23 protein-coding genes are annotated in these 26,443 nt (G+C 38.3%); 12 read left to right on the forward strand and 11 right to left on the reverse strand.

All coding sequences use genetic code 11. The annotated features are described in order from the left end of the window. The first annotated feature begins 81 nt into the window (after window positions 1-81). On the forward strand, window positions 82-1,749 hold the full coding sequence (gene nadB, locus ACOWPH_RS18420) for an L-aspartate oxidase (protein ID WP_015216835.1): 1,668 nt from the start codon (window positions 82-84) through the stop codon (window positions 1,747-1,749). Window positions 1,750-1,805: 56 nt separating this feature from the next. Here the strand turns inward: nadB and ACOWPH_RS18425 are convergent, their stop codons facing one another. The 4 genes from ACOWPH_RS18425 to btpA form a co-directional block, all read right to left on the reverse strand. After that, the gene (locus ACOWPH_RS18425) at window positions 1,806-1,976 is read right to left on the reverse strand and encodes a hypothetical protein (protein WP_171815815.1); all 171 of its coding nucleotides are present in this window, start codon (window positions 1,974-1,976) and stop codon (window positions 1,806-1,808) included. A gap of 518 nt (window positions 1,977-2,494) precedes the next feature. Continuing rightward, window positions 2,495-4,723: a CHASE2 domain-containing protein gene (locus ACOWPH_RS18430; protein ID WP_015216837.1), complete on the reverse strand. Its 2,229-nt coding sequence runs from the start codon at window positions 4,721-4,723 to the stop codon at window positions 2,495-2,497. A gap of 275 nt (window positions 4,724-4,998) precedes the next feature. Further along, window positions 4,999-5,988 (reverse strand): vitamin K epoxide reductase family protein, encoded by a 990-nt coding sequence (locus ACOWPH_RS18435; protein ID WP_015216838.1) that lies wholly within the window; start codon window positions 5,986-5,988, stop codon window positions 4,999-5,001. Between the two features lie 60 nt (window positions 5,989-6,048). Continuing rightward, entirely contained in the window at window positions 6,049-6,897 is an 849-nt protein-coding gene (gene btpA, locus ACOWPH_RS18440; RefSeq protein WP_015216839.1) for a photosystem I biogenesis protein BtpA, read from the reverse strand. Window positions 6,898-7,688: 791 nt separating this feature from the next. On the opposite strand from btpA, the gene rimO reads away from it, so the two are divergent. Further along, the gene (rimO, locus tag ACOWPH_RS18445) at window positions 7,689-9,008 is read left to right on the forward strand and encodes a 30S ribosomal protein S12 methylthiotransferase RimO (protein ID WP_015216840.1); all 1,320 of its coding nucleotides are present in this window, start codon (window positions 7,689-7,691) and stop codon (window positions 9,006-9,008) included. A gap of 109 nt (window positions 9,009-9,117) precedes the next feature. Next, window positions 9,118-10,629: a DEAD/DEAH box helicase gene (locus ACOWPH_RS18450; RefSeq protein ID WP_015216841.1), complete on the forward strand. Its 1,512-nt coding sequence runs from the start codon at window positions 9,118-9,120 to the stop codon at window positions 10,627-10,629. Between the two features lie 116 nt (window positions 10,630-10,745). On the opposite strand, the gene ACOWPH_RS18455 is transcribed toward ACOWPH_RS18450, so the two are convergent. Beyond that, window positions 10,746-11,681 (reverse strand): aldo/keto reductase, encoded by a 936-nt coding sequence (locus tag ACOWPH_RS18455; RefSeq protein WP_015216842.1) that lies wholly within the window; start codon window positions 11,679-11,681, stop codon window positions 10,746-10,748. A 294-nt stretch (window positions 11,682-11,975) separates the two neighbouring features. Here ACOWPH_RS18455 and ACOWPH_RS18460 point away from each other — a divergent pair, with 294 nt between their 5' ends. From ACOWPH_RS18460 to ACOWPH_RS18500, 9 genes are all read left to right on the forward strand, one after another. Further along, a complete protein-coding gene (locus tag ACOWPH_RS18460; protein WP_015216843.1) occupies window positions 11,976-12,704 on the forward strand; it encodes an adenylate/guanylate cyclase domain-containing protein in 729 nt (242 codons plus the stop codon). Between the two features lie 48 nt (window positions 12,705-12,752). Then, the gene (locus ACOWPH_RS18465) at window positions 12,753-13,322 is read left to right on the forward strand and encodes a hypothetical protein (RefSeq protein ID WP_015216844.1); all 570 of its coding nucleotides are present in this window, start codon (window positions 12,753-12,755) and stop codon (window positions 13,320-13,322) included. A gap of 71 nt (window positions 13,323-13,393) precedes the next feature. Next, window positions 13,394-14,824 carry a BCD family MFS transporter gene (locus ACOWPH_RS18470; RefSeq protein WP_015216845.1) on the forward strand — a complete coding sequence of 477 codons (1,431 nt, stop codon included), beginning with the start codon at window positions 13,394-13,396 and terminating at the stop codon, window positions 14,822-14,824. Window positions 14,825-15,096: 272 nt separating this feature from the next. Next, complete coding sequence (locus tag ACOWPH_RS18475; RefSeq protein ID WP_015216846.1) at window positions 15,097-15,804, forward strand: SLATT domain-containing protein; 708 nt, start codon at window positions 15,097-15,099, stop codon at window positions 15,802-15,804. 122 nt (window positions 15,805-15,926) lie between these two features. Then, complete coding sequence (locus ACOWPH_RS18480) at window positions 15,927-16,712, forward strand: hypothetical protein (RefSeq protein WP_015216847.1); 786 nt, start codon at window positions 15,927-15,929, stop codon at window positions 16,710-16,712. Window positions 16,713-16,733: 21 nt separating this feature from the next. Next, the gene (locus ACOWPH_RS18485) at window positions 16,734-18,893 is read left to right on the forward strand and encodes a hypothetical protein (protein ID WP_015216848.1); all 2,160 of its coding nucleotides are present in this window, start codon (window positions 16,734-16,736) and stop codon (window positions 18,891-18,893) included. Beyond that, window positions 18,890-19,576 (forward strand): NUDIX hydrolase, encoded by a 687-nt coding sequence (locus ACOWPH_RS18490; protein ID WP_015216849.1) that lies wholly within the window; start codon window positions 18,890-18,892, stop codon window positions 19,574-19,576. The genes ACOWPH_RS18485 and ACOWPH_RS18490 overlap by 4 nt, the downstream gene beginning before the upstream one ends. 30 nt (window positions 19,577-19,606) lie before the next feature. Beyond that, window positions 19,607-20,413 carry an inositol monophosphatase family protein gene (locus ACOWPH_RS18495; RefSeq protein WP_015216850.1) on the forward strand — a complete coding sequence of 269 codons (807 nt, stop codon included), beginning with the start codon at window positions 19,607-19,609 and terminating at the stop codon, window positions 20,411-20,413. Window positions 20,414-20,495: 82 nt separating this feature from the next. Further along, window positions 20,496-21,449 (forward strand): MDR/zinc-dependent alcohol dehydrogenase-like family protein, encoded by a 954-nt coding sequence (locus ACOWPH_RS18500; protein ID WP_015216851.1) that lies wholly within the window; start codon window positions 20,496-20,498, stop codon window positions 21,447-21,449. Window positions 21,450-21,466: 17 nt separating this feature from the next. Here the strand turns inward: ACOWPH_RS18500 and ACOWPH_RS18505 are convergent, their stop codons facing one another. From ACOWPH_RS18505 to petP, 6 genes are all read right to left on the reverse strand, one after another. Next, complete coding sequence (locus ACOWPH_RS18505) at window positions 21,467-22,015, reverse strand: protoglobin domain-containing protein (RefSeq protein ID WP_015216852.1); 549 nt, start codon at window positions 22,013-22,015, stop codon at window positions 21,467-21,469. A 371-nt stretch (window positions 22,016-22,386) separates the two neighbouring features. Then, window positions 22,387-23,037, reverse strand: coding sequence for a hypothetical protein (locus ACOWPH_RS18510; protein WP_190645404.1), 651 nt, complete (start codon window positions 23,035-23,037; stop codon window positions 22,387-22,389). Between the two features lie 472 nt (window positions 23,038-23,509). Further along, a complete protein-coding gene (locus ACOWPH_RS18515) occupies window positions 23,510-23,779 on the reverse strand; it encodes a hypothetical protein (RefSeq protein ID WP_085930388.1) in 270 nt (89 codons plus the stop codon). A gap of 85 nt (window positions 23,780-23,864) precedes the next feature. Next, window positions 23,865-24,899, reverse strand: a complete 1,035-nt coding sequence (gene chlG, locus ACOWPH_RS18520; RefSeq protein WP_015216855.1) for a chlorophyll synthase ChlG — start codon at window positions 24,897-24,899, stop codon at window positions 23,865-23,867. Between the two features lie 122 nt (window positions 24,900-25,021). Continuing rightward, window positions 25,022-26,122 (reverse strand): ArsA family ATPase, encoded by a 1,101-nt coding sequence (locus ACOWPH_RS18525; protein ID WP_015216856.1) that lies wholly within the window; start codon window positions 26,120-26,122, stop codon window positions 25,022-25,024. A gap of 87 nt (window positions 26,123-26,209) precedes the next feature. Beyond that, window positions 26,210-26,401, reverse strand: coding sequence for a cytochrome b6f subunit PetP (gene petP, locus ACOWPH_RS18530; RefSeq protein ID WP_015216857.1), 192 nt, complete (start codon window positions 26,399-26,401; stop codon window positions 26,210-26,212). Window positions 26,402-26,443: the final 42 nt, after the last annotated feature.

Raw genomic sequence — 26,443 nt, forward strand, 5'->3', positions numbered from 1 at the left:
GAAAATGATTTAGATACTTTTTTCCATTACCATTATCCATTACCCATTACCCACTACCCCTTACCCATTAACCATTACCTAATGTCTCAAATAGATATTCCTAGCCAATTTGATGTTTTAGTAGTCGGTGCAGGTGCTGCTGGACTATACACCGCATTGTGTCTACCAGATTCCTTACGAGTCGGCTTGATTACTAAAGAAACAGTTACCTTATCAGCCAGTGATTGGGCCCAAGGTGGCATTGCCGCAGCCGTATCCCCAGAAGATTCTCCCCAGCTGCACATTGAAGACACATTGAAAGCAGGAGCAGGTTTATGTGATATCGAAGCTGTAGAATTTTTAGCTGAAAATGCTCCTAGCTGTATTGAATCATTAGTTAACTTGGGTGTAGCCTTTGACCGTCATGGTAGTTCCTTAGCTTTCACCCTAGAAGCAGCTCATTCTCGTCCTCGTGTTCTTCACGCCGCAGATACTACAGGTAGGGAAGTAACTACCACTCTTGCAGCCCAAGTACTACACCGCCACAATATCCAAATTATCCAGCAAGCCCTAGCTCTGAGCTTATGGATAGAGCCAGAAACAGGTCGCTGTCAGGGAATTAGTCTGTTTTATCAAGGACAAGTTACATGGGTCAGGGCTGGTGCTGTAGTTTTAGCTACAGGTGGCGGCGGTCAAGTATTTGCCCAAACCACTAATCCAGCCGTCAGTACAGGTGATGGTGTAGCGATCGCTTGGCGGGCTGGTGCTATCCTTAGAGATTTAGAATTTGTCCAATTTCATCCCACTGCGCTCACTAAACCAGGACGCTTTTTGATTAGCGAAGCTGTACGCGGTGAAGGAGCGCATCTAATTGATAATGAAGGGCGACGTTTTGCTTTTGACTACCATCCAGCCGGAGAACTTGCACCGCGAGATGTGGTGAGTAGAGCTATTTTCAGTCATTTGCAAAATACAGCCGTTGATCTAGCCACAGCCCATGTCTGGTTAGATATGCGCTCCATTCCCCCGGAAAAAATTCGCCATCGGTTTCCCAACATTATTCAAGTTTGTCAGCATTCGGGTATTGATGTCTTTAATGAACCTGTTCCTGTAGCCCCTGCTGCTCATTACTGGATGGGTGGTATTTTGACAGATTTGATGAATCGTACCAATATCCCTGGTTTGTACGCTGTGGGCGAAACTGCTAGTACTGGAGTGCATGGAGCTAATCGCCTTGCGAGTAATTCTCTGTTGGAATGTATTGTTTTTGGGGCGCAGATGGCCGATGTTGAAAATGAATTATTAAGCGCAAATCAAATCCCAGCGGAATCTATATCGAATCCATTATCTTGTGTTTTTTCTGCCAGCGAGTGGCAAAATCAACAGGAATATCTAGCAGCAATAAGAGAAAAACTACCGCGTTTAGTTTGGCAAAGTGCGGGCATTTGTCGAGAAGAATCTGGTTTAGAAAGTGCGATCGCTACAATTGAGTCTTGGCAACAAGATTTCACTAACTTACCTTTGAGTCAATTCTTGCAAAGTTTACGCCCCACAGAATCAGCCAATTTCAATCTCCCGAATATTGATCAGCAATTGCGACTTTGGGCAGAAACACGCAATTTGTTAGATGTAGCTTACCTAATTCTCAAAAGTGCCGCTTTTAGAACCGAAAGCAGGGGTGGACACTACCGTCTAGATTATCCCCAACCAAATCTAAATTGGCAAGTTCACACAATTGTGCAGAATCGTAGTTGGTGGAAATCTCACTAAGATATCATCTAGATTTTACATACTCTTTTTTCTACAAGGTAGAATATTAACTCATTTTAACGCGTCCCGCTACCATGTTGACTGTCAGGCGCACCATAGTCTGGTGGACTATACATATCTATGTCTAGAGCAAACTCATTCGCTCCTTGAGTTTTGGTGCGTGGGCTTTCTGTGTCACTAAAATCATGAACAATAAAGCTATGAAAGATTTTTTTCACCTCTGTCATATTGGGTATTAGTATGACAGCACTGACTATACATAAGACCACAATACTTGTGATTTTTAAATTAGTCTCAAAGCACTTTATCTTACTGACTAGCATATAAATGCATTCTGCCTCTTTTCGGTGTCTACTGTAGACTGAGTGGGTTATTCGGACAAAATCAAAGCTTTTTATAGTTAGTTATTGTTAGCAATTCACTACTGAACTGAAAATTAGCTTTCTCCTCAGCTTTGGAAATATTGTTGTTGAATAACATACTCTCAATTAAGAAATATTCCTTATATGATATTTGAATCATCGCTCCAGAGATGGATATTCCCCATATTATTTAGGCATAAATTAAGCATTTGGTTTATTTTTAACCAAAGCTTAACTTTTTTCTGTGGAAACACTCAAACTACTCCATCAAAACTTACAAGAAGTTAGAAAATATTATTAGTTGTTACTTAAATTATTAATTTACAAAAGTATAAAACTTAAATTCGTGCTTAATTCTAACAAAATTGAGTGCATTTAATTTTTTACTCAGCATTCATAACTGTTTCAGTAAACTCGTAACGATTTTTACCAAGATGTTTAGCCTGGTACATTGCTGTATCTGCTTGCTTAATCAAATCTTCACTATTTTGGCTGTTAGTTGGGTAGATACTGATGCCAATACTGGCAGAAACTGTGGTAGTATGCCCATCTAGAACAATTGGCTCAGTTATCACACTTAAAAGCTTTTCAGCCACCTTCGCAGCTATTTGGAAGTTAGAAATAGCGCGTAAAATCACAGTAAATTCATCACCACCCAAACGAGAAACTGTATCACTCGTGCGTAATGAACTATTTAGACGTTGGGCAATAATTACCAACAAGCGATCGCCGATTTCATGACCCAATGTATCATTTACCTCCTTAAAGCCATCTAAATCAATAAACAGCAATCCTAACATGAGATGATTAGTTTGTGACCAATTTAGCGATTCATCAAGTTGTTCCAGAAAAAATTTACGATTAGATAGACCAGTTAGAGAATCATGGTAAGCTAATTGACGCAAATGATTTTCTTGAAGTTTTAAAGCATAATTGGAATGGGACAAATCAGCAGCAGTGCGTTTAAGTTGTTCTTCAATTTTTTTACTTTGAGTGATATCTCTAATAATTCCAACTAAAAAGAAATTACCAGCAGCGTCTTTGTGCAGGGATCGCTTAGTAGCAATCAAGTAAGTCTTACCATTAGCATTAGTCAATTCTTCTTCATGTTCCTGGGGTTGCTGAGTCTGAAACACAATATCATCTTGCTTGCGAAATATATCAGCTTCATGTTGAGGAAAAAAGTTATAATCTAACTTTTCTATTAATAAATTATATGAATAACCAATAAATCGACAATAGGCTTCGTTTAAAACAATCAACTGATGTTGTTGATTTTTCACAAAAATAGGATCAGGAATTGCATTGATAATTTGATGCAAAAACTCTTTAGAACGTTTTAATTCTTGTTGTATATAATTAATGTGAAAAATCATAGCAATAGCTGAACTGCTAAAAGTCAACCATGCTGGAATAATGGGTATCCACCAACCACTTAAAAAAGCCAGATAAACAGTTAGATTTAAAGCAAACCCAGATAGTAAAAATATGAATACACTCTTTTTTGGTTGGCGGATTTGCCAGATGATAAGCATTCCGATCAAAGACCAAATAAAAATCCACAAATTTTCTATATAATCAGGACAGACTTTGAGTAATGGTCGTCCTTGCAGAGCAGCAGAAATTAATTCATTGATAAAATAAGCTTGCAGTTGGACACCAGCTATCGGTTGTGCCGCACTTGTATCCATGAGATGGCTAGAGTAAGGAATAAACACAAAATCCTGGAGACTGGGTGCAGTAGAACCAATCAGGATAATGCGATCGCGAATCCAATCCTCTGGAATTCTCCCAGCTAATACATCCGTCAAAGAAATATGACGATAATTACAAAGTCCAACAGATACATTATGACAACGGGGTTTAGGAAAATTAGATAAAATTTGGTAGCCTCTAGCATCAGCACCCACATAACCACCATTGTTACTCTCAAACCGAGTGAAAACAGCCTTACCTAACTGTAAATATTGATGATTTCCTTTGGCTGTTTGAGGTGTTATTCCCTCTGACTTTAAATATAGTAGCGCTAACTTGAGAGCAAAACTTTCATGGGCTTGATTATTAACGTGCGAATATAACAAGCTACGGCGAACTTTACCATCAGGATCATAGAGTATATTATTAAACCCTACTTGGTTTCGCTCATTCAGTATTGATGGAGGTAAAACACTTTGTTTTTTGTTATGTGCCAATAGTTGAATACCAATCAAATTTGGTATGCTTTTATAAGCATTTTCTAGTTTTTTGTAACCAGACTTTACAGCCAAATCTCTATAAATATCTAAGCCAATTGCACGGGGTTTGTACTCTTTTAACTTAAACAAAACCTGGGCAATGATCTCATCGGGAATTGGCCAAGAACCTACTTGACGTACAGAAGTTTCATCAATTGCTACTATAGTGATGCGTTCATCTGGCAATTCATAGGGACGTAAGCGAAAAAATTTATCTAAAGTATCTAGCTCTAAAGACTGTAATAAACCTACAGAACGCAAAATCATGACACAAATAGCAATCCACGAAGCAATCATCAATTCTCTGCGTCCTTGATTAAGAACTTGTTTAACCTCAAATACAAGTCTCACAAGATGACTGCTTAACTGCTGATTCATAAAAACCTCGTGGGATTGTGGAAAGCGAGAATTAGCAGCCGGACTAATACTGTTTCACTTTAAAGTTGATAAAAATAGGCAGCAGGGGGCAGAGGGAAAGAATTAAATACCAATGATTTGTATCAGGCTTTTCATGAAATGGTATTAGTCCGGCTGAGTGTGGAATATAAAGTATATGTTAAATCCCTAGCTGAATTTATGAGCCAAGCTAGGGATAATGTAATTTATTGGCGGTGGGATGCTCCTGTAATAGTCAAGAACTGGCTACAAGTAATTTATCTAAAATACTTAAAGTTTCGAGAACCTTTGTAATCAGTAATCTTTGCTAGTTCGTCTAGGTTCTGAACACCAGTATAGGTTTTACCATTGATGATCCAAGTGGGGAAACTTTGAATTTTGGCAGCTTGACATAGGTCTAGCTTTGCTTTGGGGCTGTCATTAGCACACTCTACCTTAATATTATCGTCGATAATTTTTTCAGCTTCTTGTCCAAAAAGTAACTTCTGTTCATGACAGTGGGGACACCAATAAGCGCTGTATTCTTTAGCCCCAATTTTAACAAGATGCTCTGCTAAGGCAATTTCTGATTCTCCAGATTTGGTAGTAATTTTCCAGCCAAATTCGGGATTAGGTTCTGCTGTGGGAGTGAATGTAATTTGCTGAGGTTTGCCAGAAGTAGATTCAGCGATGTCACCAGATGGATTCACTCCAGCATAGATGCCTAAAGTGCCAATTAGCGTCATCATCCCGATAATAATGGCCGTGAAAAATATTTGCCCAATATCTTCCCAGTCACGACCGATGATGGTTATTACTAACATACTCAGGGAAAATAAAGCCGAGCCGATACAGTAAGGACATAAGGCTTTGATTTGGGATGCCAGTATGTACATTAAGTAACCACTGAACACTGACATTGCGATCGCACCCATTAATAGCAACCACCAAGTCAGATTTTCCAGTTGTTTACTGCTTTTGTTGTTTTCCCCTGAGTTTAATGCTAAGGGAGCAAGAGCAAATATCAGCATACTGATGTAGGCTAAAAGCCCAAACAAAGCTAATGGCTGACCAAAAACTGTTGCCCAAGGACTAGAAAGGACATCATTACAGCCCTTAGTACCAACTTCGGCTACGCAAGCAGCACTTCTGCCGGTCAGCTTTTCAAAGGTGAGATAACCTGTGATGAGGACACCACAGCCAGCGATCGCCCCAATTAATGGACGCGACCATTTATGAATCCAAGGAGTAGAACGACGGCGAATCATAATTATTTAGTCAGGGGTCAGGAGAATTGTAATTACGAATTACGAATTACGAATTACGAATTACGAATGTAATTTCACTGAAGAAATGGATTTACTTTCACCTTTGGAGTTCCAACTGCGGTGAGCAGCTTCTACAAATTGACTGACGCGAATTGGGTCAATCGGTTGCGAAATTTGACCGTGGCGTTTGAGAGAACTAGAAACAATCACACCATTTGCTGCTTGCATCAGGGTATCAATATTTTCCCAATTAGCTCCGCTCCCAATGAACACTGGTGTACCAGCCGCCGCACCACAAGCAAGTTCCAAATCTTCTAGATTAGGAGGGCTACCAGTTGCCCAGCCTGATAAAATTACCCCATCTGCCAATCCTCTTTCTATTGTGTCTTTGACAGCAACTGTGAGATTGGGTGAACTCAAAGGACGGGCGTGTTTGACTAAGACATCAGCCAGGATTTTCACATCCGAGCCTAGTTCTCGTCGATAGCGCAGTAATTGATGGGCTTCACCTTCAATTAATCCTTGGTCAGTAGCCATAACTCCAGTCAGGACATTGACTCTAATAAATTGGGCTTTTACACAACTAGCGATCGCCATTGCACTTTTGCCATCATTTCGCAAAACATTTAAACCTATAGGCAAAGTTACTAAATTCTGTATGCGCTGTACCACCACAGTCATCGCACTAACAACTGCTGGATCAACTTGATTTTTAGTAAACGGTGCATCGAAGAAATTTTCTACAATAATACTGTCTACCCCGCCACTAGCCAGGGCTGTTGCTTCTTGTTCTGCGCGGTCAATTACCGCTTTAAGACTACCTCCCCAACGTGGTGAAGTAGGCAGCGGTAGCAGGTGAACCACGCCAATAATTGGTGTTCGAGTTTTGAATAGCTGATATAAGTCCACGTCTTTAATTTGCTAGGGCATTGTCCAGAGTTGAGAATTTTTTGTTTAAGAAGGATGAAAAGACAAGAATAATTTTTGGATCTACCACGTCCCTAGTCTGTTTTTAATTGGTTTTTGGCGATTTTATCACCCTATCCTCTGATGATTGAGGGCATTTCTGCCTTTATGCTTCATTCTTGAGCGAAATCTTGACTTTTAATTAAACTAGTCACTTTGTTTGATTATTCATGCTTTATTGCGTCCTTCTGAAGATGGAAATCGGCGTTGAACCTTCCATAAGATATGTTAAGATAAAATCTGGCTATAAGAGGAGTTTGCCACTCACAAGACACAAGGCAGCTTCCCGATAGTTTAGGCATACCGCCCGCGCATCGTCGCCGGCCCAGTCTGAGGTATGGGGTAGCATTACTGCTTGATAGGCGTAGTCGCAAGTGCGATTTCCCTGAGGGTAGCGACTTCTCAAAAACAGCCCTTTGGGCGGCTTCCCGATGGGTAAACTAACAACGCACACGCTGGGGTAGTGTAAAATACCAATAAGCGAATCGTTAAAAAAGATTAAGAGTGTCATAAGTACCCAAAGACACTTCAATTTACCCTGGGGAACAGATTAATAAAAATATCATAGCATGGCCTCTATATCAATACTGATTAGGGTCAAACGTCCACGGGTATTGATTAGCAGTGGCAATTTGTTACTACTATGTCCTGATTAGGGTGCGGGAAAAAGCACCCAACTACTGTTTTTAATGTTGTGATTGAACGAGAAAAAAAAGTGAAGATTTTTTCAAAATATGGGTGAAAAGCCGACAATTGCTATTTCTCACCTAGGATGTGAGAAAAACCGAATTGATACAGAACATATGCTAGGGCTGCTGGTAGAAGCAGGCTATAGTGTAGATACAAATGAAGAGTTAGCTGATTATGTTATTGTCAATACCTGTAGTTTTATTGAAGCTGCCAGAGAAGAGTCAGTAAGAACTTTAGTAGAATTGGCGGAAGCAAATAAAAAAGTCGTTATTACTGGTTGCATGGCGCAACACTTTCAAGAACAATTATTGGAAGAGTTGCCAGAAGCAGTAGCCGTGGTTGGCACAGGTGATTATCACAAAATTGTCAATGTCATAGAACGGGTAGAACAAGGGGAACGGGTTAAACTAATTAGCGCCGAACCCACCTACATAGCTGATGAAACGACACCCCGCTATCGAACGACAACTGAAGGAGTCGCTTACCTGAGAGTTGCCGAAGGATGCGATTATCGTTGTGCATTTTGTATTATTCCTTATTTAAGAGGGAACCAGCGATCGCGTACTATAGAATCCATAGTCGCCGAAGCCAAGCAATTGGCTAACCAAGGGGTCAAAGAAATAATTCTGATATCCCAAATCACCACCAATTATGGTTTGGATATTTACGGCCAGCCAAAGTTAGCGGAATTACTCCGCGCTTTAGGGAAAGTAGATGTACCGTGGATCAGAATGCACTATGCCTATCCCACCGGACTTACCCCAGACGTAATAGCGGCAATTCAAGAAACGCCTAATGTTCTGCCTTATTTAGATTTGCCCTTGCAACATTCTCATCCAGAGATGCTTCGCTCTATGAACCGTCCTTGGCAAGGACGGGTAAATGATGGCATTATTGATCGCATCAAAACAGCGTTACCATCTTCAGTACTGCGAACAACCTTTATTGTTGGTTTCCCTGGAGAAACACAAGAGCAATTTGACCATCTACTAGAGTTTACTGAGCGACACGAATTTGATCACGTTGGTGTCTTCACCTTTTCAGCAGAAGAGGGAACCCCAGCCTATAAATTGCCTAATCAAATTCCCGCAGAAGTAATGGCAGAGCGCCGTGACCAACTCATGGCACTCCAGCAGCCCATTTCCTTCCACAAAAATCAACAGGAAGTAGGCAAAATAGTCGATGTCCTGATTGAGCAAGAAAACCCCGAAAGTGGAGAATTAATCGGCCGTTCCGGCAGATTTTCCCCAGAAGTCGATGGCCAAGTCTATGTTAAAGGCGAGTCTAGGCTAGGAACCATCGTGCCAGTAAAGATCCACAATGCCGATGCCTATGACCTCTATGGTCAAATTGTTAATAGTTAATAGTCATTAGTCATTGGTGATGTTGCCATGACTTATGCCCCATGCCCTAATTTACAAACTAAGTATCGGTTTACAAGTCCACAACTCACAATAAAATCTAGGAGAATTAATGAATCTTTCCTTTCAAGAACTAGGTATTTCCCAAGAACGTGTAGCAATTCTAGAAAAAATGGGCTTTACTACACCCACGAATATTCAAGCCCAAGCTATTCCCCAACTGTTAGCAGGTCGCGATGTCGTTGGTCAATCACAAACAGGAACCGGTAAAACAGCGGCCTTTTCGTTGCCTATTTTAGAACAACTAGATGTTAACAAACGGGCTGTACAAGCTTTAGTGTTAACACCTACCCGTGAATTAGCAATGCAAGTTCATGATGCCATTTCCCAATTCATGGGTGATGATGGCTTGCGAGTCATGGCAATTTACGGTGGTCAATCAATCGACCGCCAAATGTCACAACTCAAACGTGGTGTTCACATGGTTGTCGGTACTCCCGGACGGGTGATCGACTTGTTAGATCGCGGCTGTCTCAAACTTGACCAAGTACAGTGGTTTGTTTTAGATGAAGCTGACGAAATGTTGAGCATGGGCTTTATTGATGATGTCATCAAAATCCTCTCCCAGGCTCCCAAAGAACGCCAAACAGCTTTATTTTCGGCAACAATGCCGCCCTCAATTCGCTCCTTGGTCAACAAGTTTTTGAACTCTCCGGCAACTGTCACCGTTGAGCAACCAAAAGCTGCACCCAACAAAATCAATCAAGTAGCTTACCTGATTCCCCGTCATTGGACAAAAGCTAAGGCTTTACAGCCAATTCTGGAAATGGAAGATCCAGAAACAGCTTTAATCTTTGTTCGCACCAGACGCACAGCCGCAGAATTGACTAATCAATTACAAGCTGCTGGTCACAGTGTTGATGAATATCATGGTGATTTGTCTCAACAAGCACGGGAAAGATTGTTGATCCGTTTCCGCAATCGTCAAGTCCGTTGGGTAGTAGCTACCGATATTGCGGCACGAGGTTTAGACGTTGATCTACTTTCTCATGTCATCAACTTTGATTTACCCGACAGTGCCGAAACCTACGTTCACCGAATTGGTCGGACTGGTCGCGCTGGGAAAGAAGGAACTGCGATTTCTTTAGTACAACCTTTTGAACGCCGTAAGCAACAAGCATTTGAACGTCATAATCGCCAAAATTGGCAAGTGTTGACGATTCCGACAAGAGCGCAAATTGAAGCTAGACACATTCAAAAATTGCAAGAACAGGTAGGAGAAGCTTTAACAGGTGAACGTTTAGCTTCATTTTTACCAATCATTAGCGAATTGATTGAGAAATATGATGCTCAAGCGATCGCAGCTGCGGCTCTGCAAATTGCTTATGATCAAACCCGTCCTGCGTGGTTACAATCAGGTGTAGATGTTCCAGAAGAACCATCTTCCAAGCCCAAACTCAACAAGCGTCGTGATGGTGGCGATCGCAATCGTGTTTCTTGGGCTAAAGATAACGGTGGTGATGAAGGACAAGGATCTTCCAAACCGAAGTTACGCACAGGTCGCCGTGAATCTTCCCCAGCACCCAGTAATCATAAACTAGGTTCACATACAGGTAGAGAATAGACTTCTCAATTCAATTTTGGATTTTAGATTTTGGATTGAGAATGAAGGCATTGATGTAATTCTCAAGTGATGGTTTTTCCTAATCTAAAATTGCCAATCTAAAATCTAAAATTGCTTTAAAGGCGGGTAATTCGATCTAACTCGCCAAATTCATCATCAGTCATTTTCCAACCCAAAGCGCCAACATTTTGTTTTACCTGTTCGGCGTTTTTAACACCAGCAATGGGAATCACGTTCCCCTGAGCAATTAACCAGTTAAGGGCTACTTGGGCGGGGGTACGATCATATTTTTCACCTATTTTTCGTAGTAAAGATAAAACTGGGGCAATTTTATTTAAACCATCTTGACTAAATCGCGGGTCTATGCTTCTTGCACCTGTAGGATTTTGAGAAGGTGTATATTTGCCTGTAAGCAATCCTTGAGCCAAAGGACTATAAGCTAAAATTATTACATTTAACTCACGGGCGGTTTGCAAAATACCGTTAGTTTCAATTTGTCGTGTGAGTAAAGAATAACGGACTTGGTTAACAGCTAAGGGTACTCCCCTTGCGGCTAGTATTTGATGTGCTTCCCGCATTTGAGATGCAGAATAATTACTAACACCTACTGCACCGATTCTGCCCTGCTTCACTTCATCAGCTAAGGTGTTCATCAAAGTTTCTTGACTGAGAAAGAAAGTAAATGGCCAATGAACTTGGTATAATTCAATTCTTTCAACTTGTAGACGTTTGAGACTTGCTGTTAACGCCTCAGATACAGATTTGCCATCCCAACGCCAAGGTAGAGGACCAAATTTGGTAGCAATTTGTACTGGTTGGGATACTTGTTTCATGAACTTTCCTAAAAACTCTTCAGAAAGCCCGAAACCGTAAACTTCCGCAGTATCGAAGAAGGTAACACCAGCATCTAAAGCTGCGGTAAAAGCTGCTTGTAACTGTTCTTCACCGTAACCATTGCCATAATTCCAAAAAAGTTGATCACCCCAAGCCCAAGTTCCTATACAGAGGCGGGGAACGGTTACGCCATTTTGACCTAATGTGATGGGTTCCATTTTGTTAAAATAGATTATATTTACATTTCTTTACTTATTTAGTTTATCGTCTTTTATTAACCTTTTGATGATTAGTAACTCAATCTAAAAAACTTAAGATTCAGTTGAGTTAAGACAAGTATTTGATTATTGGTGGCAATTTAAAATAATTTTTGGCTATGTGGGCTTGACAATTTTTATACTTATTATGTTAAGATTTACACGTGATATTTTAAAATTTTTAACTAAATAACACAACAGTATTTTGCCTTTATGACGAAGAATTAATTGTAATATCATAATGGATAATTTTTAATGGAAAGCAATCACATAAACTATAACTTTGACAAGAGTAGAGAAAGAATTGATGCAATACTTGACACTAGCGATGTGTTATATGAAGAAGTAAATGAAATTCCCTCAAGAGATAGGTTAACCTTTACAAATGGGTTTTATGTAAAATGTACTGCACTTTTTGTTGATATTCGAGACTCTTCATCATTACCAGAAAAATATAGAAGACCAAGATTAGCAAAATTGTATAGAACTTATATCTCTGAAGTCGTTGCAGTCATGAATGGTAATCCCAATTGCTCAGAAATTAACGTTCAAGGAGATTGCGTTTGGGGAATTTTTGATACACCATATAAATCGAATATAAATAGTGTTTTCGAGACAACAGCTATTGTATCATCAATAATTAATATTATTAATTGCAAATTAATTAAAAAAAATTTTCACCCAATAAGAATTGGTATTGGTATGGATTATGGTAGGGCTTTAATGATAAAAGCTGGTTATAGTGGAAGTGGTATTAATGAGGTTGTATGGATGGGAGATGTAGTTAATTCAGCTTCTAATTTATGTAGTAATGCAAATAAAGCTTGGAGTGATGAGTTAATGATATCAGAAGCTATTTATAACAATCTTAATGAAGATTACAAAAATCTAATGAAATGGAATTCAAACAGAAGATGCTATCATGGTAATGTTATTAACCTTTTAATGAACAATTGGTTAAAAAGCAACTGTAGTAAGTGGTAATGTCAAAAATTGAAGCTAGAAAAATAAAAATTATTTGTTAATTAACGTATGGATATTTTAGAAAAATTACTCAAAATTCTAGAAATAGTAATTGATTGGCTTAAGTTTGCAGAAGCCAAAAATGCTGTTCTTCTGGCATTTTCAGGAGCAGGTGTTACTGCTATAATCACATATATTAGTGCTGCATCTAATATTCCAAAATCATTAATATTATCTTTACCAGCTAGTACATTTATTCTCAGCATTAGTTCATTAGTTTGTTTATTTTCTTTCCTACCAAAAACTAATCTCGAACATATTGTATGGATGCAAGGTAAACCATCTAAAAATTTTAAAACTTTACAAAATAATACGGATAATTTATATTATTATGGACATTTAATGAAATATAAAAATATAGAGTTACTAGATGCCATGAATCAACTTTATTGTGACAATAAAATTTCTCAACCATACAAAAAAGAATATTTGGATATTGCAACTCAAATTATTATTAACTCTGAAATTGCGTTTTTGAAATTTAGATTTTTTACATTTTCGTTATGGATTTTGATATTTTCCATACTTATTATTCCTGTTTCAGTTTTATTAAATTTAATAATTTTTAGAATAATATAAAATAATAGTGAATTTCGGTTTATCTTAATCTAATAAGAGGTTAAATCAGTAAACCATACAATAAAGTAGCTATGGCAGGTAATACATTTGACACGAAAAAGGAATCCCTAGCTGTACCAAAGGTCAATATTTTGACTATGTTTCGGCTAGGGTTGTTTCAAATGGGGTTGAGTATGATGTCTATCTTGACTCTGGGAGTACTCAACCGAGTCATGATTCAGGAAATAGCCATTCCTGCAACGCTGGTATCTCTGGTGTTAGCAATGCCGGCGTTTGTTTCTCCGACGCGGATTTGGTTTGGACAAATGTCCGATGTCAAACCATTATGGGGATATCATCGCACAGCTTATGTGTGGGTGGGAGCAGGAATATTTGCGATCGCAGCCTTTTTAGCAGTACAAGTAATGTGGCAGTTAAATGCTGCTAGTAGTGCAGCTACGTGGGTATGGACTACCCAAACAATCGGTTGGACAGCAGTTTTAGGTCTAGTTTTCGCTGTCTATGGTTTAGCGATTTGTGTCAGTGGTACAACATTTGCAGCTTTGTTAGTGGATATTTCAGAAGAAGATAACCGTTCCCAAATTGTCGGTATTGTTTGGTCAATGCTGATGGTAGGTATTATAGTTGGGGCAATTATCAGTTCTAGCTTGCTGAATCAATTAACAGCAGGTGCATCTTTAGAAACTTTGCAAGCCGCAATTAATAGATTATTTTTGATTGTTCCGGGAATAGTTTTTTGTTTAGCAATTGTCGCGACTGTAGGTGTAGAAAAAAAATATTCCCGTTTCTCCAACCGTTCCACACCAGGAAACAGGGAAGATAATATTAGCATCGGTAAAGCTTGGTCAATATTAACAGCTAGTCCGCAAACAGGGATATTTTTTACTTTTTTATTGGTGATGACTATTAGCTTGTTTATGCAAGATCCAATTTTAGAACCTTATGCGGGTGAAGTGTTTAAAATGCCTTTAGCTGAAAGCACTAAACTCAATGTTTTTTATGGGACAGGAATTTTAATTGCTTATGGTGTCACAGGCTTTTTCATTGTGCCACGTTTGGGTAAGCGCAAAACTATAAAATTAGGCTGTATTTTAGTAGCATTTTCGGCTTTATTACTCGGTTTTTCAGGTTTTTCTGCTAATCCTAATTTTCTGAAATTTGGTTTAGTCATCTTTGGTTTATCTACGGGTTTCTTAACTACAGCAGCAGTTAGTTTAATGTTAGATTTAACAGTTGCAGAAGCCGCAGGTACTTTTATTGGTGCTTGGGGGTTAGCACAGTCTATATCTAGGGGAATAGCTGTCGTTATCGGTGGTACTGTTTTAGATATAGGACGCAAACTCCTACCAGATAACTTAGTCTTGGCTTATGGATTAGTTTTTGCTTTAGAAGCAGTAGGAATGCTAGTATCAATTTGGTTTTTGAATCGAGTCAATGTGACAGAATTTCAAACGAATACTAAAAAAGCTTTTGCTTCTGTTTTAGAAAGTGATTTAGATTAGACCTGTTGCAAAAAAACCTTTGCAACAGTTATGAAAAAGTAAAATGGTCGAGTTTACACAAAATATGGTCAAGTTAATTTTGATACATTAAAGCTCGACGTTGTCTTTTACAGCTAAGAATAGGTATAATATTTTTATACTTAGGGCTTGCTGTGTAAGCGTATGGCTAAAAGCTTTATCAGACAACAGTTATAGTTCTTACAAATAAATTTCCATTTACTAGCTCGTCATCGTCACAGTATAAATTAACAATTCAATTGATTATTAAGGTTATGCAAGAAAAATTGCAAAAATTTAACGTGCAAATTAGTTATTCAATGCAGAATGCTGATGATATAAGCAGTGAAATTTCAGATTTAGTAGCTGATTATGATGGCACTCTCCAGGAACTAGCTTTTGATGGTGCGGAAGAATTAATAATAACACTGACATTCACTAACTCAAAAAAACTTATACCATTCATCACCCATTGTACACAAAAACTCAAATTAAAAATTACCGCCATAGAAAAAGATGAAGAAATTCCTAGAAAAATTAAATTTCTTGAAGAAAAAATAAATAAGAGAATAGATTCATTTAAAGAAAGACGTATTCACAATAGGGAAAAAGCGATTAGAATTAAATTTATTTCATTAGCCATAGCATCTTTAACAACCATTTTATTAGGAATTAATGGACTAAATACCTCAAACAAGTTAATTTTTCAAAACATAGCTTTTAGTCTTAGTGCCATGACAACATTTTTAACTGTTTGGGATACATTTTTAAATCATAGAGGATTATGGATTAGATATACTGCTACTCTGAACGAATTATATGAGTTACGAGACAACCTAGAATATTTATGCACCGATGAGATGGAAAACATTGATAAAGAAAAGCTAGATAAGTTATATCAACAATATCAAATTATTTTTGAAGAAACAAATAAAAATTGGACAGAACTTCGTAAAGAACAAAAGTCAACAGGTAATAGTTGACTAATGCCATCAAACTTGAAACATGGGGGCATTGAATTTCTGAATAGTTTTAATAATCGGTCTGTTTTTCTAGGACTGATAACATAAATTCTGATAATACCAATAAAGGTCATCGAAACTATATGTGCCTTCAAGATGCAATAAAAAACTTAGAGGATAATGATCAATTACCATTAGCCTTACCAATAGCCCATCTTACTTCTGCTAATTGGTTAAATCAGATCGCAGAAGAAAAAATGACTTTAAAACCTCAATATTGTAAAGTCTTTGAAAAAGATTTACTTTATTTTTCCTACGGTGGAATATTTCATCGTCCTTCACCTGGAAAACCCAGAGAGTTACCTATAGCTTTTATGTTTAGTCCAGAACTGTTACAGCATATTAATTATTATTATCCTTATGATACTGGAGCAGCAGCGTCAAGGAAATATGGTGAAAATTGGAGTAGTGAGCTAATTAATTTTCCTAAGTATTGTCTGAAAGGCGACTTCAATACACCCCGTAAGCTTGTAAGATACATTTATGGAAATAATCATCAATATTTAGAGGGAAATATTCAACAAATTACTAATTCTCTACCTAGTCCTTTACAAACAATTCGTGACTTTCTCAGCCTTGATTTAACTTCTGAAGGAATTGATCATCGACAATGCTCAATTGAGTGTCAGACTGAAACTGTAGTTCCTTTAACTCAGTATTTATTATGGGTAGGTTGGCCACAAGAACGTCTGAATGAATTTAAGAAATTGTGGCGTAATTCCATAACAGAAGATAGACCAATACAACTTCCTAAGATACAGACTTACAATTTTCATAGTAGATTTGACCCTAAAGGAATTGCTGCTATATTGGAGGACAGAGCAAAAGAAGCTATTGTTGAAGACTATTGCCAATTTGATAATACATGAAAAATATTTGATGAAATAATTATGAAGCTAATGGAAGAAGAATTTAAATTAATAGGACATGATTGTCCTCTAGCTTACTACCCATCATCAGTAGTACCTATTTTGCGCGATCAAAAAAATAATTTACGTGCTGCATACGTTAATTATGAAACATCCAAAATTGATGAATTAGTTTATCTTTATCAGGATGTTGATTTTGTTCTTTACGGAAGTAATTTGCATTTTAATTATTACAAGGATACTTCGCGTAAATATTTAAGTGAATTTGATCTAAGGAAGCATAAAATTTTTGCCTTCTCAGAATCGAAAATTATATTTTATAAATTTACAGAAGAAAGAGATTTTTTTAATGAAATTTTAGAAGATGGTAATTTTTCGGTGGATAATTTTTTTCTGAGGTTATCATTAGCAGAAGTTACTAATAATGTTACTAAGATTCGTAAAGAATTAATTAGTTGTGGTCAGAACTTACAAGCAGACACACCAGAATTTTTCCCTGCATGGTATCAACAAAAAAAAGCAGAACTATCCAAACTATGGAATGAACAATTAAAACAAGACTTTCCTAATAATTGGGAAGATATGCTGAAAGATAAAAAAGTTAACCTGAATGTAAACAATGAAATATCTCCTGAAAGACAAATACCTATGATTACTACCATCGGAAATTACGAATTTGAACGTTATGAAAAAAAAGATTTAGAAACTAACCATTTAATGCCTCAATCTCTTGATAACCAGTGGATACCCAGCTATTTGCTCAATCAGATGAAAGAACGTAATTTGAGTTTTAGCGATATTCAAAATCAGGTTGAACAAGATAAAAAGATGGAGTTCCGTCGGGCTTTAATCAATTCCCGACAACTAGTTATCAATCGTGCTGCTATTTACAACGAAAAAACAGTTTTTGAGTGCTATGAAAACCCTGGAGAGGATCGTCAAGCTTTTAAGGCTTTTTTGAACAGCGGGACTATAGTACCTTTTTTATTTGCTGAAGAAAGTCCTATACAACCGCCTAAATTTACTACTAATACTTTTGAAGCTTGGACTCAACTTTGTCAAGAAGTTCGCCTCAAATGCTTACGACTTTCATGGAATGATAAAAAAAACAAGGAATTGATTGATTTAAAACTTAGTCGTCGATTTCATGAATTTTGTAAAGGTATTGCTTCAGGAGATATTAATCAATATATCAGGGATTTGAATTTGCCAGAAGCAGCAGAAGAGCCTTTTATACAAAGATTGTTTGACTTAGAACAACACTGTGTTGATATATATCGTCAAAGTAGATCCTTAATTACTCGTGAAGAAATATATAAACATTTTGTTACTGCTGACGGAAGTAACCCTGTTGATAAAAAGTATGATTTTAAAAAGCCATTTGCAGCAGAAATTAAACAATTAATTGATTTAAAATATAATGTTAATCTTCCAGATGCATTAGAAGGAATAGCATTAACACCTTTTGATTCTCTACCAAGGTCAGCATTACAGGAATTGGGATCAGCCCGAAAAAATCGCAGTGAGCCAGAAAAAAATGCTGATGATTGGCTAAAGCTCTTGAAAGATTCTGCATTTGAGCGTTTACAGCAGGGACTGTATTTAGAATCTTTGCTTCAAGATGGTTATCTAGATTCTTTGGCATCTTTAAATCTGCAAGAAGTTCTAGAAGTTAGAACTACAGAAGAATGGCAAATTTATATGCAAAGTATGGATGATTTACTCAGAAATCCTGACAAGTTTGAAGAAATGGCAGAACCTGTGTATCAAAACTATATAAATCTGAATAAACAAATGACAAATTTAGTTAAACTCAAACGATCGCAAGAGAAAGTAGAACTTTGGACACCTGGTATTGAGTATATTTTAGAGATATCAGGGGTACAACTATTAGTAAAATGGTCTGATAAGGGAACTACATACGCATTCAATGGGAAAGTTTCTTCTTTAGATGAAGACGATACAGTACCTTTTGTTGAAAAATTCAGAATTGCAGGTTCTGAAGCTAATCAAGCTGATTTAAATATGACCATCGAGTTGAAGAAAGGTACTACACGCTCCCCTAGAGAACAATGGGAAGCGATGAAGCGCAAAATTCAAGAAATTCCGGGTTTTAGACCAGAGCCTATTTTAGTAGGAAATGATGCTACATTCAATCTTTCAGGAGAAGAAGTCGCTTGAATACTTTAAAACAATACTTATCTCTCGCCATCAATTATCCAGAAATGTTTGCTAATTTAGAAGGCGATGGATTACAAATAATCTTACAAGAAGAAGAAATTAGTCAAGTGGAATCTCTCGTCGGGCAGAGACTAGAAAAAAAGGGATTACCAATTGAATGGGCTAAAATTGGCATAGTTTATCAAGACCAATATTTATTAATTCTCAGGGATGCAGTACGTTTTCCTGGTGGACAGTTTGGTACTTACATACGTATTGTTGATCAGCCAAATAGCTCTCCTGGTGTGGCGATTATGCCAATTTATCAACAACAAATATTGCTTGTCCGTCACTTTCGCCATGCAACGCGCTCTTGGCATTTAGAAATACCGCGTGGATTTGGCGAAAAAGGTTTATCTAGTACAGAAAATGCTCGGCGAGAAATAATGGAAGAAATTAGTGCTGAAATTTATTCTTTAGTTTCAATTGGGAAAATGCACCTCAATACAGGCATGACTTCCGAATGTGTTGATCTATATTTTGCAGAACTTAAATCTTTTGGTGAATTTGATATTAAAGAAGGAATTTCTAAATTGCTACCAATAGATGTATCAGAATTAGAAAGGATGATCTGTGAAAACGAAATTACAGATTCTTTTACAATTGCTGCATACACGCGAGCCAAGCTGCAAAATTTACTCTGACGACTAATTCATAAAAAAATGGTATAACAAATGAACGATTTTTGGAATACAATTTTAGATTTTGCTGAAACTACTACTAACAAAGTGGGACAGCAATTAATGCAAGATTTTGGTAAAGTACAAGCGTCTCAAAAAGCTGATGGTAGTTTAGTTACCCAAGCTGATAAATGGGCAGATCAAGAAATTCGAGATGCGATTATTTCCTCATTTTCAGGTTACGGTATTTTAAGCGAAGAAAGTGACCAAACTTTTCCAGACACAGAATGGTGTTGGGTAATAGATCCTTTAGATGGAACGACCAACTTTACAAGAGGAATTCCTATTTGGTCGATTTCTTTAGGCTTACTCTATCAAGGCATACCTATTTTTGGCTATGTTTACGCACCACCATTAAATCAAGCTTTTCACGGTTTTTGGCCTGGTAAATCGGGTTTAACAACACCAACGGGAGCATTTCTGAATCATCACCCTATTCATACTAGTCAAGATGCTCCCAGTAAAAACCATTTTTTTAACCTTTGTTCCCGCAGTACGGGAATAATCCAACCAGGGTTTCCTTGTAAAATTCGGATGTTAGGAGTTGCTAGTTACAACTTTTTGACAGTCGCTACTGGTGCAGTTTTAGGAGGACTGGAAGCGACACCAAAAGTCTGGGATATTGCAGGTGCTTGGGTAATAGTTCAAGCTGCTGGTGGTAGTTGGATATCACTCAATTCTGAGTCATTTCCATTATCGCCTGGAACAGATTATAGCGATCGCTCTTTTCCTAGTCTAGTTCTGAGCAGTTCAGAGTTAGCACCAGTATTTACACCATTTCTAGAAGGTGTAAAATTTTAACCGATTCCCACCGCTATATCTATCAGGTTTAGCGGGGAATTCCCCATAAAAAACTATATATTAGGACTAGTTTAGGACAACAATGAAAGGACTTTGGCTAGAAAATAACCAGTTGCAACTCAGAACAGATATTCCTATCCCTAAACCACCAGAGGGAGAGGCTTTAGTGCGCGTTTTATGTGCGGGGATTTGTAACACAGACTTAGAATTACTTAGAGGTTATTATCCCTATACTGGCATTATCGGCCATGAATTTGTCGGTGTTGTAGAACAAGGTGCAGACAACTTAATTAATAAAAGAGTTGTCGGTGAAATCAATGCTGTTTGTGGTTATTGTCGGTTTTGTCGTCGGGGACAACCCACACATTGTGAAAATCGCACGGTTTTAGGTATTGTCAACCGTAATGGTGCTTTTGCTGAGTACCTTTGTTTACCTGTTGAAAACTTGCATCCAGTCCCGGAAAATGTCTCAACTGAAGCTGCAACTTTCACCGAACCCATAGCCGCAGCATTGGAAATTCAACAGCAAGTGCAATTATGTGGAGATGATCGAGTGTTAGTGGTGGGAGATGGTAAATTAGGGCAATTAGTAGCCCAGACACTAGCCTTAACAGGTTGCAATTTGTTAGTAGTGGGACGACACAGAGAGAAATTGGTTAATTTAGAAGCACGGGGGATAAAAACTAGTTTAGTAGATGCTGTGACAGATAGAGCTTTTGATATCTCCATTGATTGTACAGGAAATCCAGAAGGATTTGCGATCGCTCGTCGGGCTTTACGTCCTCGTGGCACACTAGTACTAAAAAGTACCTATGCAGGCAATCTTAGCCTAGATGCTTCCTCATTGGTGGTAGATGAAATTACCCTCATAGGTTCTCGTTGTGGCCCCTTTACCCCAGCATTAGAGTTATTAGCAACAAAACAAGTGGATGTAGAACCACTAATTAATGCTTATTATCCCCTAAATGAAGGTTTAGCTGCTATTGAAAAAGCGCAAACTAAAGGAGTTTTAAAGATACTATTAGAAATAAATTAGCAAATCAAAAAATCAAATTACATAGATTCTGCACCATGAGTAACTAGACGTTTAAATAAAACTGCTGACCAACCAGTTTCTCTGAGAACAGCAGATGTAGAAACTTCCACATAAGACTGTTCAATAAAAGCTAAATCAATCATGCAAATTTTCCCTAAAGCCTCTTTTAATTCCTCTGATTTTCCTTCTAGTTTGAGTTTTTTACCTACTTCATGAACTACTGTGGCCATAGCTGGAACTAGGTGCTGGGGTTGAATTCCTATCTTGACATGAACAATACCAATTTGCCAACGACTTTTAGAATAGCCAATACCCCAATCATCTATTCCTGTAAACATTTCATGAAACCAATGAATAAATGTTTCTCGGAGACGATGAATTCTTCCTTCAGTTGCATTTAAAATAGCATTCATTTCTTCATCACGTCCCAGATAACTATAGAAATGATCTGCCATTTCTGATGCAATTTCTAGCCCCCAATCTGCATTTGATGTAAGAATAGATTTATCTTCAGGGGTGAAACTAAATCGGTTTTCCAGCTTGTTCATAAAAGCGAGAGTATCCATAGCGGCAAGTAATCCCTATTTTTTAAATAAATTCCAGGTAAAAACTGACTGTGTAATAATAAAATGTCAAAATATAGCACCACAGCCTGACGCATTCAGAGCCTGACGCATTCAGAGTAAAATTGGTTTTTTAGTATCAAGTTCTATCTTGCTTCAATTTAGTTGGCAAATTTGAGGAACTTGTGAGGATGGAAACAATTGCTACAAATTCCTGTGGTGTACCTGGGGAAAATCAACTACTTGTTTGTTCATACTGACAGAAATGGCTAATGTCTCCCTTAAGGGTTACAGGATTTTTTGGACATTATTGTCAGCTACGTAGGTTGTTTTAGTGATAGGGTATTGGTCTCTATCTAGCTACCACCCATCCTTCATACTTTATCTCTATACCAATTAGCTGCGTCTGACAAATCATCAGCAAACATTTCAGCCAGACTATTCCACACTATAAGCTCTGAATTCCCAAAATATATTTTCTCAGGTCTTTCGTCATCGTAAAAGCGAAAAACAGGAGAAGTGGCTTGTTGTATCTCGTTTCCTATGATCGCCCAAGTACACTCTTCAAATGATACCAGTGGAAATAGCTTAGGCTGCACTTCATACCCACTTCGGTAAAAATGTTGACAAAAATTTCTATAGTCTTTCATTGCCCGATCTAGAGGCATCCAATCAGAATCCCCATTTATGAAAAAAAAGTAGTTATTATAGGACTCCCAGTCTCTATCTTTACCGATTGGCAAAACTCCATTTCCTCGCTGATATAGCTCATAAAGCTCAACTGGTAACTTGTAAGGATAATCTATAAGGATGGCATCTATTGTATCAATATTTAATCGGGGTGAGGGTAATCTAACACGAGCGTATTGATTGAGTTCGCTAATTCGTTCTGGAGAAAAGTCTTTCTGTTTTTTTTCTTCTGGCAGCAGCAAGTTGTCAAACTTACTAATTAACCAAAGACAGCTAGGGCGAGAATCATGTTCTGCCGCGATCGCAATTTGATCAATTACATCATTCATAGACATGGAATAAACTTACCTGCTAAGAGGGTATTTGAAAAGTTTCGGATGGTGTTTTAGACACTCAATGATAGCTTGCGTGGCGGAGCCATTCCCCCCTAACCCCTCTTGTTAAGGCTACGGTGTACACACAATCTTAGCCAGAGTAAGTTTCGCGCCATGAAAACAGGATTTAACCGGAAATCCAGTTCCCATCCACGAAACAGCGGGGAGGGGCTAGGGGTGGGGTTTTATGGCGACCAAAGAGCATTTCCTCACTTGTGTGTACATCGTAGCTTGTTAAGGGGGGAATTAGAGTCAAAGTCCTCCTTTTTAAGGAGGATTTAGGAGGATCTAAAGTTTTTAATACATCACTAACCACTTTTCAAACATCCTCTTAGGGTTATATGAATTTATTTGTCAAATTTTATTCATATAAATTGAATTTTCAAAACATATCAACATCCTGTAAATCCTGATTCTGACAAAAATATCATCATTAATTTGATTGATAATCTTTACAACCAATTGCTTCTTCAGTATTAGCAATGCATGGATTTACAGTACATTTGAGACGATAATTATTAGTAAAAAACTGGCAATTATGGCAGGGAATTTTGTGCATTTTTTGAGCAGTTTTCACAGTATCTTTTGTTGCTGTCCATAAATTCAGAATCACCAAAATAATTATCGTCCAAGCAATGACAAAGCAAATTGGAATCAAAAATGGCTGTATGCCATGCATGAGGAAAAATATAAAATTTAACACGGCAAGTTCTAATACAAGTGAGGAGTTAGAAATTAATATAACTCCTAACTCCTCATTGATCACTTCTAGCTAAAGATATATTAAATTAAACGCCGGCATGACCTAAAGCAATACCTGTCACCAGCATTCCCAGTACCAAGAAGGGTTGAGCGCTGGCTTGATATTTGACATCATTGGCTATGGGATCACGGAGGAAATACATATCCTGGAAAGTGATTTGGGGAATGATCAATAATACCAAGATGGCAGCGTACAAGTTCTCATGAATACTGACGAGATAGGCAGCAACTAAACCTTGGAATAAGTCAATCATGACTACACAAATCAAGGCAGCATTTTGAATACCAAACATGACTGGTAGTGATTGTAATCCTAATTGGCGATCGCCCTCAACACTCTTGAAGTCGTTGACAATAGCGATTCCTAAGCCAGCCAAGCTGTAAAATAGGGTTAGAACTACAATCCGCCAATTAAGTTCACCGAACAACGCATGACCAGCCCACCAAGGTAAAGCAATGTAACTTGCACCCAAAGCATAATTCCCTAACCATCCATTTTGCTTCAGTTTCAATGGTGGTGCAGAATAGATGTAAGCGATAAATGTCCCAAAAATCGACAATAAAAGGACATTAGGGACTGGATGACCTGCCCATAAATCTAAGGTGTAGGCTACCCCATATCCTAGTAAGAGTAAAACAATAATTTGGCTAATTACTTGCTTTTCTGAAATTGCCCCGGAAGGAATAGGCCGGTAAGGTTCATTAATAGCGTCAATTTCTCGGTCATAGTAATCATTGATGGTTTGGGTATAACCTGTCAACAAAGGCCCAGATAGCAACATACAAAGTGCGGACTTCAAGACATTTTCTAGAGTCCAGGTGTAGTTCCCAGAAGAAGCCGCACCGCAGACTACACCCCAAATGAGGGGAATCCAGGTAATAGGCTTCATCAATTGCAAGCGGATTTTCCAAATGGAAGTTTCCCCAGGTGATGCACCTTTCATTCCTAGTAGTTGCCGAGTTTTCGCATTCCGGGCTTCTGTGGTTGTCGCTTCCTGACTGGTAGATTCTACAACCTCAGTAGGTTGAGGATTTGGGTTAATAGGCGTAGATTCGGACATAAGGTGTAATGGTAATGGGTGATTGGTGATTGGTAATGGGTAATGAGTGATTGGTAATAGGTTACAGGGTAATTATTCCCCAGTTTCCAGTCGCCGATCCCCAGTACCCAATCCCCCAATCCCTAAAAAGAAATTATCAAATAATTATTCTGAAACTTAGCGCCAGTGATGGGTCTACCACTTAAGGCAGGAGGTAGGAAGATATTGCGCCGTTGATCTCCGGCTTCTACCGTGACTTCTGGCCCGTACTGGGTGAGTTTGACTTGCTTTTTGTCAAACCCAGGCAAAAATAAGCGTACTTGACGATTATGAACGTCGATTTCAATTGGTTTGGGAGTTTGTAATGCTTGCGCTACGAAGTTGGGTAAAGCATCTATCAAAGGTTGCCATTCACCGTTAGAGACATCAGGAACGATGCTCACAGGTAGGGGTGTAAACTCTTCTGATAGGTCGGTGTTTTCTCCAGCAGACACTAAAATAGCGCCACCAATAGTTAAACCAACTTGTTGGGCAGTACCCCAAAGAAAGCGGGAATTTGCAACATCAATTGGGTCTGGAGTTGTCACCAAAAAGGCGGCGACGCGATGGGGATCTGCGATCGCATCTTTACCTTGTTCGAGAAAATTATTAACTTGGTTAGTGGGTTGGGCAAAGTTATCTGCCGTCCAGTTAACATTAAAAAAGCTGGTAATCAGCGGTTGAATCAAGGGTGATTCTGTAATTGTTTTGCCCAAGTCAGAATTGACAAACAATTGCCGAAATCGCCGGACATACCAACTCATGGATTCTGGCATTCCCAACATCCGCAAGGTGGAAGAATCGCCTGTGCCATCGTAGATAATCGCGTCATATTTGCCACTGGCATCATATTCACGAATAGCATTGAGAGCCAAGGCGTTATCCATGCCCGGTAATACTACCAGTTCTTGACCATAAACCTCTTTAAAAATAGGCGTGCGGAGGTATTGCGCCTCAAGTTTTTTTGCTTCTTCCCAGTTACGTTCTAGCAGTACAGATGATTGAAACTGTACTGCTTGCAAGTTGGGAGCGATTTCCTGGGGGTCAGGAGTGAGAGAAGTATCTAAGAGAATTGGCAATGTTGGCTCTGCAAGTCCTGCTAGGAGTACCCGTTTGCCTTGGTTTGCCAATAACTTGGCCGCTGCGATCGCTATTTTGCTACGAGCGATGCCGCTTTTGCCTAAAAATGTCAGTATCAAGGCCATTACTTGATTTCCAATTACCGCCTGTCTTGTCAACTCCAACTTAGCACTGAACCAATACTCTCAGCCGAAGTTAACGACTTTTCACCCCTATACTATTTTGATTTCATCTTCAAAAAACCAAGTAGAGGAGTTATCGTCAAATTTGACTACTACGCCGATTCCCGCACCGTCAGTGACTTTGTAGCCTTCGATGATGCCTATTTTTCCTAGTTTTTGAGCAATTACAGCAGATACGCGATCGCGCAACCGAAACACCTTCACCTTTTGTCCAATTTCCATGATCTAGTTACAATTCAATAAACCAAATCTCAGTGTAGCGGA

The sequence above is a fragment of the Anabaena sp. PCC 7938 genome, from assembly GCF_049315035.1.
Classification (GTDB): domain Bacteria; phylum Cyanobacteriota; class Cyanobacteriia; order Cyanobacteriales; family Nostocaceae; genus Anabaena; species Anabaena cylindrica.

Excerpts from the sequence above, each read along its gene's own strand:
- ACOWPH_RS18475 (WP_015216846.1), top strand. The coding sequence starts at position 15,097 with ATGCAAGAAAAATTGCAAAAATTTAACGTGCAAATTAGTTATTCAATG.
- chlG (WP_015216855.1), bottom strand. The coding sequence starts at position 24,899 with ATGTCCGAATCTACGCCTATTAACCCAAATCCTCAACCTACTGAGGTT.
- ACOWPH_RS18485 (WP_015216848.1), top strand. The coding sequence starts at position 16,734 with ATGAAGCTAATGGAAGAAGAATTTAAATTAATAGGACATGATTGTCCT.
- ACOWPH_RS18510 (WP_190645404.1), bottom strand. The coding sequence starts at position 23,037 with ATGTCTATGAATGATGTAATTGATCAAATTGCGATCGCGGCAGAACAT.
- ACOWPH_RS18435 (WP_015216838.1), bottom strand. The coding sequence starts at position 5,988 with ATGATTCGCCGTCGTTCTACTCCTTGGATTCATAAATGGTCGCGTCCA.
- ACOWPH_RS18525 (WP_015216856.1), bottom strand. The coding sequence starts at position 26,122 with ATGGCCTTGATACTGACATTTTTAGGCAAAAGCGGCATCGCTCGTAGC.
- ACOWPH_RS18470 (WP_015216845.1), top strand. The coding sequence starts at position 13,394 with ATGGCAGGTAATACATTTGACACGAAAAAGGAATCCCTAGCTGTACCA.
- ACOWPH_RS18500 (WP_015216851.1), top strand. The coding sequence starts at position 20,496 with ATGAAAGGACTTTGGCTAGAAAATAACCAGTTGCAACTCAGAACAGAT.
- ACOWPH_RS18465 (WP_015216844.1), top strand. The coding sequence starts at position 12,753 with ATGGATATTTTAGAAAAATTACTCAAAATTCTAGAAATAGTAATTGAT.
- nadB (WP_015216835.1), top strand. The coding sequence starts at position 82 with ATGTCTCAAATAGATATTCCTAGCCAATTTGATGTTTTAGTAGTCGGT.
- ACOWPH_RS18495 (WP_015216850.1), top strand. The coding sequence starts at position 19,607 with ATGAACGATTTTTGGAATACAATTTTAGATTTTGCTGAAACTACTACT.
- ACOWPH_RS18430 (WP_015216837.1), bottom strand. The coding sequence starts at position 4,723 with ATGAATCAGCAGTTAAGCAGTCATCTTGTGAGACTTGTATTTGAGGTT.
- ACOWPH_RS18460 (WP_015216843.1), top strand. The coding sequence starts at position 11,976 with ATGGAAAGCAATCACATAAACTATAACTTTGACAAGAGTAGAGAAAGA.
- petP (WP_015216857.1), bottom strand. The coding sequence starts at position 26,401 with ATGGAAATTGGACAAAAGGTGAAGGTGTTTCGGTTGCGCGATCGCGTA.
- rimO (WP_015216840.1), top strand. The coding sequence starts at position 7,689 with ATGGGTGAAAAGCCGACAATTGCTATTTCTCACCTAGGATGTGAGAAA.
- ACOWPH_RS18450 (WP_015216841.1), top strand. The coding sequence starts at position 9,118 with ATGAATCTTTCCTTTCAAGAACTAGGTATTTCCCAAGAACGTGTAGCA.
- ACOWPH_RS18505 (WP_015216852.1), bottom strand. The coding sequence starts at position 22,015 with ATGGATACTCTCGCTTTTATGAACAAGCTGGAAAACCGATTTAGTTTC.
- ACOWPH_RS18480 (WP_015216847.1), top strand. The coding sequence starts at position 15,927 with ATGTGCCTTCAAGATGCAATAAAAAACTTAGAGGATAATGATCAATTA.
- ACOWPH_RS18425 (WP_171815815.1), bottom strand. The coding sequence starts at position 1,976 with ATGACAGAGGTGAAAAAAATCTTTCATAGCTTTATTGTTCATGATTTT.
- ACOWPH_RS18455 (WP_015216842.1), bottom strand. The coding sequence starts at position 11,681 with ATGGAACCCATCACATTAGGTCAAAATGGCGTAACCGTTCCCCGCCTC.